Origin of the sequence: Myxococcus sp. CA056, from assembly GCF_013336715.1 — a bacterium.
Taxonomy (GTDB): Bacteria; Myxococcota; Myxococcia; order Myxococcales; family Myxococcaceae; genus Myxococcus; species Myxococcus llanfairpwllgwyngyllgogerychwyrndrobwllllantysiliogogogochensis.
The window spans coordinates 1,850,833-1,863,713 of the sequence record NZ_JABUMT010000001.1 but is presented as its reverse complement, the minus strand read 5'-3'; the positions used below and the strand labels follow the sequence as shown (position 1 = coordinate 1,863,713).

Here is a 12,881-nt window from a genome sequence, read left to right as displayed (position 1 = left end):
GCGCGACTGAGAAGAAAGGCTGACGACGGATGGAGCCCCAAATGCACACGGTTCTCCTGGTGGAGGACGCGCCCTTCTTTCGGAAGATGCTGGGCGACTACCTGCGTGCCATGGGATTCAAGGACGTGGTGGAGCTGCCCAATGGCCAGGCCGCGCTCAAGCACCTGGCGGGAGCGGCGCGTCCGGACCTCGTGTGTCTGGACCTGACGCTGCCGGATATCTCCGGCTACGACTTGTGCGAGCACATCCGCCGCACCGTGGGCATGGCGGACGTGCCGGTGCTGGTGGTGAGCGCGCGCGACTTGCCGGAGGACAAGGCCCACGCCGAGGAGGCGGGAGCCAACGGCTACCTGGGCAAGCCCTTCACGCAGGATGAGTTCTCCCGTCGGGTGGGCCAGCTCCTGAAGAGCGCCGCGGCGAGGAGGACGTCGTGACGATGCCGGCCCCCGGGCCGCGGGGTCCACAGGCCGTCCCTCCCCGACCGGCGTACACGCCGGAGCGGGCGGAGACGAATGCGCCGTCGGACCTCATCGACTGGGGCTTCGCGATTGACGCGGTCTTCTATGTGAAGAACGCGGTGCTGCGGCACTGGTTCCTGGCGCTGCTGGTGATGGTCGCGGTGTCGGGGCTGGCGGCGGGCGTCAGCAAAATCATGCCGCGCAAGTACCACGTCGAAACGCGGATGCTGACGCAACGCAACTTCATCATCGCCTCGCTGGCGAACCCGGGCCGCTCCATTCCGGTGGACGCGGACCAGCCCACGCGCGCGGCGTGGGAGATGGTGATGAAGACGGACAACATCAAGGCCATCGTCCGGGACGCGAAGCTGGTGGAGTACTGGGAGCTGCAGCGCTCGCCCATGAGCAAGCTGAAGGAGACGCTGCTGCGCAAGCCGCCGCCGCCCATGTCGGACGACGACAAGCGCGATGCGCTCACCGCCATGCTGGAGCAGGCCATGCTCGTCATGGTGGAGGGTGGCACGGGCACCGTCACCATCGGCGTGGACTGGAGCGACCCGCAGCTGGCGCTCAACATCGTGGAAGCGGCGCAGAAGAACTTCCTGGAGATGCGGCAGGCGGCGGAGATGGGTGCGGTGTCGGAGGCCATCACCATCCTCGACAAGCAGGTGATTGACGAGGGCGAGGGAATCAAACAGGCCATCGCCGCGCTGGACGCCACCGTGAAGCGCGTGGAGACGAAGCGCAAGCGCGACGAGGCCAAGGCCGCGACGCGCGGAGGCCGGAACGCGCAGGCGCAGGCGGGGCTGGGCATCAACACCAACCACCTGCTCGCGCAGATGCGGTTCATGGTGCAGACCAAGCGCCGGGCCATCTCCGACGTGGAGGAGTTCCGCGCACGGCGGCTGACGGAGCTGCGCAACCAGTTGGCCGAGCAGCGCGTCATCTACTCGCCGCAGCACCCGCTCATCACGGACCTGGAGCAGCGCATCATCGCGCTGACGGAGGACTCGCCGCAGTTGGTGGCGCTGCGCTCGGAGCTCAACGAGCTCATCAACGAGTACATGCGCAACGGCGGAGACCCGGGCGAGCTGGAGCAGGGGACGACGGGGCCGCTGTTGGGCGCGGCGGCGTTCGGCGGGCCGACGACGGCGGACAACCCGGAGGTGTCGGTGGCGGCGGACCGGGTGCGCATGCTGGTGATGCGGCATCAGGAGAAGATGCGGCGACTGGACCAGGCGAAGACGGAGCTGGAGATTTCGCGCGCGTCGATGAAGCACCGCTTCAGCGTGCTGGCGCCGCCGCAGTTTCCGGAGAAGCCGTCCAAGCCGAAGGTGCAGCTCATCCTCGCCGCGGGCGTGGTGGGTGGCATCGCCATGGGCATCTTCGCGGCGGTGGCGCTGGACATCATCCGTCGGCGCATCCTGGAGAAGTGGCAGGTGGAGCGAATCCTGAAGCTCCCGGTGCTGGCGGAGCTGGAGCGGCGCTGACGCGCGCTCGGGGGAGAGTCTCGTGACGGTGTGGACCTGGGTGGACCTGGCGCTGTGCGTGGCGCTGTTGCCGGTGGTGGTGGCGTGCGGCTACCTGCTGCTCCTGACGCTGCTGTCGTGGCGGCGCGCGGCGCCGGTGCCTCCCGCGCCCACGCGCAAGTTCGACGTGGTGATTCCCTCGCACAACGAGGAGCTGGGCATCGCCCGCACGGTGGCGAACCTGTCCGCGGTGGACTACCCCGCGTCGCTGCGGCGCATCCTCGTCGTGGCGGACAACTGCTCGGACGCCACGGCCGAGAAGGCGCGCGAGGCGGGCGCAACGGTGCTGGAGCGGCACGACACGGAGAAGCGCGGCAAGGGCTATGCGCTCGCGTACGCCTTCGAGTTCAGCCAGAAGGACGGCTTCGCTGACGCCGTCGTCGTGGTGGACGCGGACACGGTGGTGTCCCCCAACCTGCTGCATGCGTACGCGCGGCGGCTCGCGGACGGCGCGCACGCGGCGCAGGCGCACTACGGGGTGATGAACCCGACGGCGTCGTGGCGCACGCGGCTGATGACGATTGCGTTGGGCATGTTCCACAAGGTGCGCTCGTCGGGGCGCGAGGCGATGGGCGTCTCCTGCGGCCTGCGCGGCAACGGCATGTGCTTCACGCACGCGGTGCTGCGCGAGGTGCCGCACGACGCCTTCAGCGTGGTGGAGGATTTGGAGTACGGCATCCGCCTGGGCCGCAAGGGCCACCGCGTGCACTACGCCTGGGAGGCGGAGGTGCAGGGGGAGATGGTCTCCGCGGAGAAGCAGAGCCGCTCGCAGCGCCAGCGCTGGGAGGGTGGGCGCAGCCAGATGCGCAAGCTGCACGGCTGGCCGCTCCTGAAGGACGCGCTGAAGCAGCGCAGTGGGTTGCTGCTCGACTTGTCCATGGACGTGCTGGTGCCGCCCTTGAGCCAGTTGGTGCTCGCGGCGGTGGGCAGCGCGGTGGCGGCGTCGGTGCTGGTGTGGTTGTCGGGTGGCACGGCGGTGTGGGCGTCGGCGCTGGCGGGCTTCGGGCTGATGAGCCTGGGTGCGTACGTGCTGCGCGGCTGGTGGGTGTCCGGCGTGGGGCCTCGCGGCCTGTTGGACCTGGCCTGGGCGCCTGTGTACGTCGTGTGGAAGGTGGGGCTGATGTTGCGCGGCCCCGGCGCGGAGAAGCGCGGCGAGTGGGTGCGCACCTCGCGCGAGGCCGAGCGCCCTTGATGCGTTGATGTGCCGGGCCCTCCGGGGCTCGTGACGTCCGCTTCGTGCGGAAACCATGATGGAGCCTGGAGCCTCGCGTGCGATGCGCGGCGTGGGCCCTCTGGATGATGGCTACCTCTCGAAACACAGGGGTGGGCTCTCGTGAACGCTGTCATTCCTCGGATGCTGTGTGGACTGCTGGCGCTGTTTGCCTCGCAGGCGCTGGCCCAGAGCAGCACCATCACCGGCACGGTCATCGACGCGCAGAGCCGTCAGCCCGTGCCCGATGTGGTCATCACCGCGACGTCGCCCAATCTCCAGGGCGAGCAGACGGTCCTCACCGACGCCCAGGGCGAATACCGCATCCCCCAGCTCCCTCCCGGCGTGTACACCCTTCGCTACGAGAAGGCGCAGTACAAGCTCTATGCGCGGAGCGACGTGCAACTGCGGCTGAACCGCACCATCCGCGTCAACGTCGAGCTGCTCCCCGAGTCCCTCGGTGAGGTGATGGAGACTTGCGGCGCTCCGACCATCTGCGAGGGCTGCTATCCCACGGGCGTCAACGTGGACCAGGAGTTCATCAAGCGCATCGCCGCTCCTGGTTCGGGCGGCACGTCACGGTCCTTCGAATCCCTGGCCGAGCTGGCCCCGAGTGCCGAGAGCGACCAGTACGGCGTGCCCATCGAGGAGGCGCTCACCGTCGTGAGCGCGGCCCCTGTGTACAACCTCTCCCCCGCGATGCCCGGCATGTCGATGACGCTGCGGCTCCATCCCCTTCCGTCGGGGCAGCCCCTCAGGAGACTCCGGCGCGGCGAGCCGATGACTCGCGCGCACTACTTCGACATGTACTTCAAGGGGTACGGGGTGAACCCCACGGTGGAGACGGAGGACGAGCGCTTCTCCACCTTCTCCGTGGACACCGACACCGCCTCGTACACCATGGCGCGCGCCTACCTGGAGCGCTCGTCACTCCCGGAGGAGGGGGCCGTGCGCGTGGAGGAGTTCGTCAACACGTTCGACCATGCCTACCCGGCCCCTGCCGATGCCCCCTTCAACGTCCACGTGGAGGGCTTTCCCTCCCCCGCGCGCAAGGGCTACCAGGTGGTGCGCATCGGTGTGAAGGCGCGCGAGGTGAGCGACGCGCAGCGCAAGCCGAGCCACCTCGTCTTCGTCATCGATGTCTCCGGTTCAATGCAGGGAGACCAGCGGCTCGGGCTGGTGAAGCGGGCCCTGCTGTTGCTGGTGAACGAGCTGGACGCGAGAGACCGGGTCTCCATCGTCGTCTACGGCTCCGAGGCGCGGCAGGTGCTGCCTCCCACGAGCGCGGAAGACAAGGAGCGCCTGCTCACCGCCATCGACGGGCTGCACAGTGAGGGCTCCACCAACGCACAGGCCGGCATGGAGCTCGGCTATCGAATCGCCTCCGAGCACCTCCTCGAAGGAGGCACCAACCGCGTCATCCTCTGCTCGGACGGAGTGGCCAACAACGGCATCACCGACGCGGACGGCATCTGGTCGCGAGTGAAGAACTTCGCCGCGCAAGGCATCACCCTGTCCACCGTGGGCTTCGGCATGGGCCACTACAACGACGTGCTCATGGAGCGGCTGGCCCAGGTGGGCGAGGGCAACTACGCCTACGTGGACCGCCTGAAGGAAGCGCATCGCATCTTCGTGAAGAACCTCACGGGGACGCTCCAGGTGGTGGCCAAGGACGTGAAGCTCCAGGTGGAGTTCGACCCGAAGGCCGTCTCGCGTTACCGGCTGCTCGGTTACGAGAACCGGATGCTGTCCAAGGAGCAGTTCCGCGATGACCGCGTGGACGCGGGTGAGGTGGGCGCGGGCCACTCCGTCACCGCGCTCTACGAGGTGAAGCTGAACAAACCCGCGCCGAGCCTGGGCACGCTGCGCATCCGCTACAAGGCACCGGAGGGTGGGGACTCGAAGGAGCTGGAGACGAAGCTGGCTCGCGGTGCACTCCAGGCCAGCTATGGGGCGGCGGCACCCACCGCACGACTGGCTTATGTGGCGGCGGCCCTGGCGGAGAAGCTGCGGGGTTCCTACTGGACGCGCGCGCTCACGTACGGCGCCCTGGTGGAGCTGTGGGAGGGCCTGGGCGCCCCCCTGAAGGCACGAGAGGACGTGAGCGAACTGGGCGGCCTCATCCAAAGGGCGGCCTCACTGGACCAGCGTCAGGACCTCTTCGAGTCGTTCGCTCCGATGAAGTCGATGGACTTCGACCACGAACCCTCGGGGCCCCAGGACGTCGGGCTCGAATGAAGGACGTGCCGAAACCATGATGAAGCCTGGAGCCTCGCGTGCGGTGCGAGGCACGGGCGTTCTGGATGATGGCCACCTTTCGAAACGCAGGGGTGGGCTCTCGTGAACGCTGTCATTCCTCGGATGCTGTGTGGCCTGCTGGGGCTCCTCGCCTCGCAGGCGCTGGCCCAGAGCAGCGCCTTGGTCGGCACGGTCGTCGACGCACGGAGCCTCGAGCCCCTGGCCGGCGTGGTCGTCACCGTGACGTCGCCCACGTTCCTGGGCGAAATCGCCGTGCTCACCGACGCCCAGGGCACCTATCGAATCCTGGAGCTTTCGCCCGGCATGCACACCCTGGTGTTCCAGAAGGAGCCGTACCAACCCTTCATGCGCGACAACGTCCAACTGCGACCGAACCGCACCCGCCGCGTCAACATCGCGCTGCCGCTCATCCCCATCGATGAGCCGTTGGAGGTCATCGGCGAGCCACCCCTCATCGACGCGGGCGCACGGAACACGTGCGTCAACATGAGCGAGGAGTTCGTCAAGTGCACCGACGTCGCCCGGCCGGTCGCGCGGGGCCAGGGCAACAACTCCCGCGCGTCCAAGTGCTGGCCCGAGGCCGAGGCCAGGCCCGAGCCCTTAAAGCAGGAGCCCCCCGTCAGCCACGCGCCCCCTCGGTACAACTTCTCCCCCGCCATGCCCGGCATGTCGATGACGCTGCGGCTCCATCCCGTCCCCAGCGTCGAGGTCCCCAGAAGCCCCCGGCGCGGCGCGCCACCGAGCCGCACGCGCCTCCTTCGTCATGCACCTCCGAGGACGTCAGCGAGCCGCGCGACCTCCTCCACGAAGCGGCCTCGGGCCACCTGCGCCAGGACCGCATCGAGTCGTTCGCTCCGGTGAACACTTGGGACCCCGTCAGTTCGGCCGCTCGCTCACGCTGAGGACCGTCACGCGGCCGTCCGGGATGAGCGCCACCCTGTAGACATGGGTATCCGCGCCGAAGCGCACCAGGTACGTGTAGACGCGGTCATCGCCCACCACCTCCCTCTGGGCCAGCACCAGGGGCCCCGCGGCGCCCAGGCGCTCGAGCAGCTCGCGGAAGTGCGGCAGCGCCTCGTCGACGAGCCACTTCGGGGCATACGCGAAGCGGGCGCGGTCCACGGTCCACATCCGGACATCCTCGAGCAACTCCGTGAGCTGGGCGGTGACCTGGGGCTCACCGTCCTCGATGGGCCCAAGCTTCGGCACGGCGAGCGCGGGGTTGACGATGGCGGCGATGCCCTCGACGAATCTCGCGGGGCTGGCTCGATTCGTGTTGGCCAGCACGATGATGGACAGCGAGTCCCCGAGGAAGCGGGAGTAGACGGTGCGGAAACCCTGCCATGCACCGCCATGCTGATGCAGGGGATTGCCGTTGCGCTCCAGGAGCTGCCAGCCAAACCCATACGGCTGGGTGGCCCCGCTGTTGAGCCGCGCGGGGGACAGGATTTCGCGCCAGCTCTCCTCGCTCAGCAGGGAGCGCTGCTGCACGGCGGCATCCCACGCCAGCATGTCCTTCAACGAGAAGTAGAGCGACCCGTCTCCCGTGGTGTTGAGGGACTGGGAGACCCAGGTCTGGTGCTTCACCTCGCTGCCCACCAGTCGATAGCCGGAGGAGCGGTTGGGAATGACGTCTGCCTCGCTGATGCCGCGCGCCGTCTTCATCCCCGCGGGCTTGAAGACCTTCGTGGCGAGGACTTCGCCGTAGGGCGTCCCCGCGACGCGATTCACCAGGAGCCCCAAAAGGACATAGCCGGAGTTGCTGTAGCTCCACCGCACGCCCGCGGGGAAATCCAGGGGCAGCGCGTAGATGAACCGGGCGAACTCCTCGTCCGTGTAGTCCTTGCGCTCGTCGAGCTGGCCCTCCAGGTCCTGGATGCCGGAGGTGTGATTCAACAGGTGGCGCACGGTGATGGGTGCCCACGAGGCCGGAGCGTCGGGGAAGTACTTCGTGATGGAGTCCGACAGCGAAATCCGGCCGGCCTCCACCTGGGCCATCACCGCCATTGTGGTGAACATCTTCCCCACGGAGCCTGACTGGAACAGCGTGTCCGTCCCCACGGGGACGCGGTGCTCCAGGTTGGCGGAGCCATAGCCCTTCGCCAGGACGACGCGCCCATGCTGCACGACGCCCACCGCGAGCCCCACCACGCCCTGACGCTTCTGCTCCGCGCGAACGCGCGAACGAACGCGTCGATGCGCTCACGAAGCGAGCCCTGTGCCGCCGCGGGCCCCGCCGCGAGCAGCCCGACAAGGACGACGACGAACGCCGAGAAAGACCGCGAACCACGTCGCATGAAAGCTCCTGACCCCAAGAGGACGCCGCACCAGAGCATCCCCGGCCTCCTCTCGTGAAGACGAAGGACGACACCGGGACAGGTCCTTGCCGCGTGAGAAGCATGTGGAGTGCCCCATGATGAAACGATGACTCAGCAAAGAGGCGCACGTGCGGTTCACGCGGTGCGACTCACGGACGATGGACACCTCTCCAAGCTCCGAGGTGGACGTCATGACGCCAGTCATTCGCGGTGTGCTGTGTGGTCTGTTGCTGCTGTTCGCCCTGCCCGCGCTGGCACGGAAGGCCACGGGCACCCTCATCGGCACGGTCATCGACTCACGCAGTCACAAGTCTCTCGTCGACGTGGAGGTGACCGCGACCTCGCTCCAGCAGTCTGGCTCCTGGTCGGCGAAGACCGACACCTGGGGCAGCTACCGGATGACCACGCTTCCACCGGGCGTCTACACCCTGCGCTTCGCGGGCAAGCAGTTCTATCCCAGCATCCGGCACCAGGTCCGCGTCCAGGCAGGGCGAATCCAGCGCGCCGACGCCAGCCTGCTTCCCGATAACTCTCGCGGCGAAGGCATCGAGGTCGTCAGGACGGCACCTCCCGGCACACGGCAAATCATCGACGTGGCAAGCACGGCGGCGGGCGTCAACGTGGACCAGGAGTTCATCAAGCGCGTCGCCGTCGCTCGGCCCGGAGCCCGGGGTGGACCCTCTCGCTCCCATGAGTCCCTCGCGGGCACAAGCAGCAACGAGGAGTACGGAGTCCCCGTCGCGAACCCCGGCCCCATCTCCCCCAACATCCCCAACACCAGCTACGGCATCGGTCCCGCCGGCCTCGTCGAGTCCCGCCGCTCCTACGGCGTCAACGGCCCGCCACCGGGCACGTCCGTCAGCCACGCCTCCGCTCCCACGCCTCCGGCGGCCACGCCCGTTGCCCTCCCCGCTCCAGCGAGCCCGCCGCGAGCGCCCCTCGTCCCGCCGAACGGCGCCCGGTTCCTCGACATGTACTTCAAGGGCCACGGGGTGAACCCCACGGTGAACACGGAGGAGGAGCGCTTCTCCACCTTCTCCGTGGACACGGACACGGCCTCGTACACGCTGACTCGCGCGTACCTGGAGCGACAGGCCCTGCCCGACGAGCAGGCCGTGCGCGTGGAGGAGTTCGTCAACACCTTCGACTACGGCTACGCGGACGCGGAGGACGCGCCGTTCGGCGTCCACGTGGAGGGCTTTCCCTCGCCCGTGCGCAAGGGCTACCAGGTGGTGCGCATCGGTGTGAAGGCGCGCGAGGTGAGCGACGCGCAGCGCAAGCCGAGCCACCTCATCTTCGTCATCGACGTCTCCGGTTCGATGAACATGGAGAACCGGCTCGGGCTGGTGAAGCACGCGCTGCGGATGCTGGTGGAGGAGCTGGATGAGCGGGACTTCGTGTCCATCGTCGTCTACGGCTCCCAGGCTCGCCGGGTGCTGGCGCCCACGAGCGCGACCCAGCAGGCCCGCCTGCTCGAAGCCATCGACGGGCTCTACAGCGAGGGCTCCACCAACGCGCAGGAGGGGCTGGAGCTGGGCTATCAAATCGCCTCCGAGCACCTCATCCCGGGAGGCATCAACCGCGTCATCCTTTGCTCGGACGGCGTGGCCAACGTCGGCGTCTCCGACGCGGATGGCATCTGGGCCAAGGTGAAGGGCTTCGCCGCGCGGGGCATCACCCTGTCCACCGTGGGCTTCGGCATGGGCAACTACAACGACGCGCTGATGGAACGCCTGTCCCACGTGGGCGAGGGCAACTACGCCTACGTGGATGGCCTGAAGGAAGCGCACCGCATCTTCGTGCAGAACCTCACCGGGACGCTGCAGGTGGTGGCCAAGGACGTGAAGCTCCAGGTGGAGTTCGACCCGAAGGACGTCTCCCTGTACCGGTTGCTCGGCTACGAGAACCGGATGCTGACGAAGCAGCAGTTTCGCGATGACCGCGTGGACGCGGGCGAGGTGGGCGCGGGCCACTCAGTCACCGCGCTCTACGAGGTGAAGCTGCGTGAGGGCGCCTCGAACCTGGGCACGCTGCGCATCCGCTACAAGGCGCCGGAGGGTGGGGACTCGAAGGAGCTGGAGATGAAGCTGCCCGTCACCGCGCTGCGGCCCTCCTTCGCCACCGCCGAGTCGACGACGCGTCTGGCCTACGTGGCGGCGGCCTTCGCGGAGAAGCTCCGGGGCTCCTACTGGACGCGGCCCCTGACGTACGACTCGCTGCTGGAGCTGTGGCGGGGCGTGGGCCTGAAGGACCGTCAGGACGTGAGCGAGCTGGGGGACCTCATCCGCAAGGCGGCGGCGCTCGACCAGCGGCAGGACCGCTTCGAGTCGCTCGCCCCCTTGAAGAGCATGGACTACGACCAGGCGCCCTCGGTGCTCTAACTAGCGCTCTCGCGCGCGCAGCTCCAGGTAGCGTCGGATGAGCCTGAGGCGGGCGCGTTCGAACAGCGCCCCGTCGTCGGGCACCGCCCACGCGTGGGGGATGAGCTGCTCGGCGACCTGCATCGCGAACGCGGGGTCGCCCGCGTCACTCACCCGCTGGAGCCACTCGTAATCCTGGAGGCCCTGGCGGATGAGCTTCAACCGGATGGAGGGCAGCGGCACCTCCGTGGTGCCTCCGATGACCGATGTCAGCCCCGGATAGAAGAGCGTGCCGTCCCCGTTGCCGTTGAAGCGGAACTGCGTGGTCCACGCCGTGGAGAGCAGCCCCACCGTCTGGTAGTACAGCTCACCGGTGGCGCCCATGCGGAAGGTCAGCCACTGCATGCCCCGCGCCTTCGCCGCCGAGCGGTCCACCATGTACGAGGGCCAGCCCTGCCCCGGCTGGTTCTCCGGTGGCGGCGGCTCGCCCTCCACACAGCCGTGGCTCATGCAACTCTGATACATCCAGAGTTCACGGTTCGGCCTGGCGAGGAAGGCGTCGTACTTCGGCCGCTGGTTGCCCTCGTACGGGGGCTGCGTCCCGTCGATGAAGTTCACCAGGACGCTGAGGATGTCGATGTCCTCGATGAGTCCATGCGCCTGGGTCTCCGTCACCGTGGTGGTGAGGAACGTGCGCAGGTCCGGCGCGGCGGCGCGCGTGAGCCGGGCCCGCTCCGTGACGGCCTCCCAGGACGTGCCATAGGGCGGCTCGTCGCCCACGTAGTCGAACGAGCGGCTCAGCCAGCCTCGGGTGCGGGCCTCTTGCTCGAACTCCGCGAGGTCCGGCGCGGTGCCAGGCCCCAGGTACTGGAGGCTCGTCATGCGCGCACCGGGCAGCGGGTTCGGCGCCGAGCCGTCGAGGAACGGGCCCCAGCGCGCGTCGAAGGTGTCGTAGTCGGGCAGGTCCCAGGTGGGCTGCTCGGGGAGGCGGGGGAACGCGCTCGCCAGGGTGAAGCGGTGGGATAGCGCCAGTTGGTGGAACTGCTTCAGCAGGCGCACCTGCGTGTCCACGGGACAGCTCGGGTCGCCGGTGAAGGCGCGGCAGACATGGGGCGGCCACAGCAGGAAGGCCGTGCGCAGGGAGGGCGTGCTGGACAGCGTGGCCTCCACCACGGTGACTCGGACCTTCACGTACTCGCGCAAGCCCCGGCCCGTCACCTCGACGAGACCGTGGTAGCGCCCGGGGCGCGCATCCTCGGGCACTCGAACATCCACCCAGAGGCCCCGAGCCTCCCGGGCAGGGACGTCGAACGGGAAGGCCGAGCGCTGCTCACCGACGACCTCGTCCACGTCTGGAATCAGCCCGTCTGGCCAGCGCCCCGGCTCCGTGTCCGGCGGGGTGGGCCGGGTGATGTCCAGGAGGGCCTCGCGGTAGAGGAGGATGTCCGGTCCGTCGATGCGCCGCAGGCCGTTCCAGAGGGCGGGCAGCCGGGCCCGGACGTCCCTCAGGCCCGAGGTGCCTCCGTGAAGGCCCACCTGGAAGGAGAGGTATTCGTTCCGGGCGCCGACCAGCTCCACCTCCCGTTCGACCCGAGGCTGCGTCTGGGGCCGTATCTTCACCATGGAGCTCTCGGCCCAGACGGGGCCGGGGCGGGGATGGGCGGCGGAGACCCCGGACAGCACCAGCGACAGGATGAACCCCTGGATGAGCAAGCGCATGGAACGGAAGGCTAGTGAGTCCAGGGCACCCCGGAGGATTCACTCCGGACGGAAGGTCGGCTTTCACACGCTGCGCCCGGGTGTCGTGCCGGGCTGCCCCCGGGTGGATCCACCCCACCGCGTCCTCCTCCGTGACGAAACCATGACCAGGTCAGGAGCCTCTCGGGGAGATCATCCCGAGGAGCTTCCGGATGATGGCGTTCTCTCAACGCTTCGAGGTTGACCGCATGAAGTCCGTCCTTCGTGGGGTGCTGTGTGGACTCATGTGGTGGGTGGCCCCGGCCGCCTGGGCTCAAGCCGAGGACGTCCGCGTCACCGTCACTCGGAACACGGGACCTGGCACGGACGAGTCGCTGACGGGGTGCGTGGGCGAGGAGGAGAAGGCGCCCCGCTTGGAGGCAGGTGAAGCGAGCCGCACGTCCACGGTGAGGCGGCGCCCGAACCGTCCCGTGGTCGCCCTGGATGCGGCGCGAGCCACCGGGCCCATCGAGACGTTGGAGCCGGGGAGTGTCGCGCCGACCGTCGACGTGGGTTCCATGACAACGGGGGTTCAGGTGGACCAGGAGTTCCTCCGGCGCATCGCCGTCACGGGCTCGGAGGTGCGCATCCGCATGGGGGACGAGATGGAGCGGATCTCCGACGTCCCGGAGTTCACCGAGGTAATGAGCCTGCGCAACGCGCCCCTCATCAGCCTGCGCGGGTCATGGGCAACGCGGGAGGCCCAGGGCGCGCCCGTCGCGGAGGCCGACGAGGGCGAGCGTCGCGTGAGCATGGGACTCCAAGGTCCGCCGCGGGGCTTCCAGTCCCTGGCGGAGCTGGCACCGGGGACTCCCGAGCAGCTCCTGCGCGAAAGCCTGGAGGAGCAGTCCTCGCGGACGTCTGTGTCGAGCGTCTCGAAGCGCTGAAGCGAAGCGCGTCGGGCACGGGGCGCGCGTGGGACCCGCGTGGGCACCGGCGGCCATGCTGAAACCGTGATGCAGCGACGAGCCGGGCGTGAGGCTTGTCGCGGGCCAGGTCGAGAACATGGA

The 12,881-nt window shown here is 68.7% G+C and carries 9 protein-coding genes; 7 read left to right on the top strand and 2 right to left on the bottom strand.

Annotated elements, in window-relative coordinates:
- Nucleotides 1–29 precede the first annotated feature (29 nt).
- From epsW to HUA76_RS07585, 5 genes are all read left to right on the top strand, one after another.
- On the top strand, nucleotides 30–434 hold the full coding sequence (gene epsW / locus HUA76_RS07605; RefSeq protein ID WP_141647184.1) for an exopolysaccharide biosynthesis response regulator EpsW: 405 nt from the start codon (nucleotides 30–32) through the stop codon (nucleotides 432–434).
- A 2-nt stretch (nucleotides 435–436) separates the two neighbouring features.
- Nucleotides 437–1,948, top strand: coding sequence for a PCP family exopolysaccharide biosynthesis protein EpsV (gene epsV, locus HUA76_RS07600; RefSeq protein ID WP_217439474.1), 1,512 nt, complete (start codon nucleotides 437–439; stop codon nucleotides 1,946–1,948).
- Between the two features lie 22 nt (nucleotides 1,949–1,970).
- A complete protein-coding gene (gene epsU, locus HUA76_RS07595; protein WP_141647182.1) occupies nucleotides 1,971–3,179 on the top strand; it encodes an exopolysaccharide biosynthesis GT2 family glycosyltransferase EpsU in 1,209 nt (402 codons plus the stop codon).
- Between the two features lie 162 nt (nucleotides 3,180–3,341).
- Nucleotides 3,342–5,435, top strand: coding sequence for a von Willebrand factor type A domain-containing protein (locus HUA76_RS07590; protein WP_217439471.1), 2,094 nt, complete (start codon nucleotides 3,342–3,344; stop codon nucleotides 5,433–5,435).
- Between the two features lie 102 nt (nucleotides 5,436–5,537).
- Nucleotides 5,538–6,317 carry a carboxypeptidase-like regulatory domain-containing protein gene (locus HUA76_RS07585; RefSeq protein ID WP_174456155.1) on the top strand — a complete coding sequence of 260 codons (780 nt, stop codon included), beginning with the start codon at nucleotides 5,538–5,540 and terminating at the stop codon, nucleotides 6,315–6,317.
- A 15-nt stretch (nucleotides 6,318–6,332) separates the two neighbouring features.
- On the opposite strand, the gene HUA76_RS07580 is transcribed toward HUA76_RS07585, so the two are convergent.
- The gene (locus tag HUA76_RS07580; RefSeq protein ID WP_371823438.1) at nucleotides 6,333–7,607 is read right to left on the bottom strand and encodes a serine hydrolase domain-containing protein; all 1,275 of its coding nucleotides are present in this window, start codon (nucleotides 7,605–7,607) and stop codon (nucleotides 6,333–6,335) included.
- Nucleotides 7,608–7,965: 358 nt separating this feature from the next.
- Between HUA76_RS07580 and HUA76_RS07575 the strand changes: the two genes are divergently transcribed.
- Nucleotides 7,966–10,155: a von Willebrand factor type A domain-containing protein gene (locus HUA76_RS07575; protein WP_174456153.1), complete on the top strand. Its 2,190-nt coding sequence runs from the start codon at nucleotides 7,966–7,968 to the stop codon at nucleotides 10,153–10,155.
- Here HUA76_RS07575 and HUA76_RS07570 read toward each other — a convergent pair whose 3' ends face one another.
- Entirely contained in the window at nucleotides 10,156–11,853 is a 1,698-nt protein-coding gene (locus HUA76_RS07570; RefSeq protein ID WP_174460407.1) for a DUF4091 domain-containing protein, read from the bottom strand.
- 191 nt (nucleotides 11,854–12,044) lie between these two features.
- Between HUA76_RS07570 and HUA76_RS07565 the strand changes: the two genes are divergently transcribed.
- Nucleotides 12,045–12,758 (top strand): hypothetical protein, encoded by a 714-nt coding sequence (locus HUA76_RS07565; protein ID WP_174460406.1) that lies wholly within the window; start codon nucleotides 12,045–12,047, stop codon nucleotides 12,756–12,758.
- The last annotated feature ends 123 nt before the right edge of the window (nucleotides 12,759–12,881 follow it).